A 1,146-nucleotide genomic window follows, 5' to 3' on the forward strand; every position below is an offset into this window, starting at 1 on the left:
GCGCGGGGGGCTTGGCCGCGTTCGCGCCGGTCGCGGCGGGCTTGCCGGCCATGTATTCCGGATCGGTGCGCGGGCCGCCCGGGCCGTTGGTCGGCCCGGTCATCTGGCCGGCGACCACGTCGGTCACGCGGTTCCAGGTCTGCGACTTGCACAGGAACGCGATCAGGCAGCCGCGGACGGTGAGTTCCTCCGGCGTGTCGGACCAGATCGTCACGTCGTAGGACTTGCCGTCCTCGGAATTGTAGATCTTGCCCTCGTAGTGGGCGTCGGCGTTCGGCTTCAGCCCCATGATGAGCTGGTGGCCGAGCGAGGCGCGGGCCTGCTTGCTCGCGTCGGGGTTCTTGAAGTCGACCCGCGGCTGGCCCTTGTCGTTAAGCGGCACCTTCAGCCACACGACGTAGCCGCACAGGCTCTTGTTGCTCGGGCCGCACTTCTCCACCCGGATGCGGGCGCGCCCGTCCTCGGTGAGCCACGTGCCGCTCGGGTCCGCAGGCGTCGCCGCATGGGCGACGCCGGTCAGCATCGCCAGCGCCATCGCACGTCCGGCCCAGGCGCCGATTCCCGCGCCGATCCGTCGAACCGTCATACCCATTACTCCTTGCCGCGCGCCGGCTGCGTGGCCTTGGCCCGTCGGCGTGCACGATCTCTCAGGCCCGCCAATCCGCTCCGAACATGACGGGATCATGGCCGTGCGTCGGCTCGCAGGGGACGCGCGGCCGATGACGGGGGCGACCCGGACGGCTAAGCCTGCCGTCCATGATCGTTCGCCCGCGCCCCAACCTCTTCGCCATCCTGTTCACCCTGCGCGGCTCGATCCTGCCGCGGGTCGCGCTGAAGGTCCTCGGGCTGACGGCCTTCGCCGCCCTGGTGGTCGCCGTCGAGCAGCGCGTCCCGGAGAAATTCCCGGTGACGGCGGGGATCGGGCCCTTCACCCTGATCGGGCTGGCGCTGTCGATCTTCCTGAGCTTCCGTAACAACGCCTGCTACGAGCGCTGGTGGGAGGCCCGGAAGGCCTGGGGGGCGCTCATCGTCGAGGTGCGCGGCTTGAGCCGGACCCTGGTCGCGCTGCTGCCCGGCGACGCGCGCGCCGACCTTCGCCGGTCGAGCCTGCGCCGGGTCGTCGGCTTCGGCCACGGCCTGCACGCG

At 71.1% G+C, this 1,146-nt stretch carries 2 protein-coding genes; one reads left to right on the forward strand and one right to left on the reverse strand.

The window, feature by feature from the left end:
• Nucleotides 1-586 (reverse strand): DUF2147 domain-containing protein (locus FV222_RS26840; protein ID WP_246685695.1); only part of this gene is annotated, 586 nt, incomplete at its 3' end.
• 170 nt (nucleotides 587-756) lie between these two features.
• Between FV222_RS26840 and FV222_RS26845 the strand changes: the two genes are divergently transcribed.
• Nucleotides 757-1,146: bestrophin (locus tag FV222_RS26845; RefSeq protein WP_147816170.1), on the forward strand; the 390-nt coding region annotated here is incomplete at its 3' end.

The sequence above is a fragment of the Methylobacterium sp. WL103 genome (assembly GCF_008039885.1).
GTDB classification, from domain to species: Bacteria; Pseudomonadota; Alphaproteobacteria; order Rhizobiales; family Beijerinckiaceae; genus Methylobacterium; species Methylobacterium cerastii.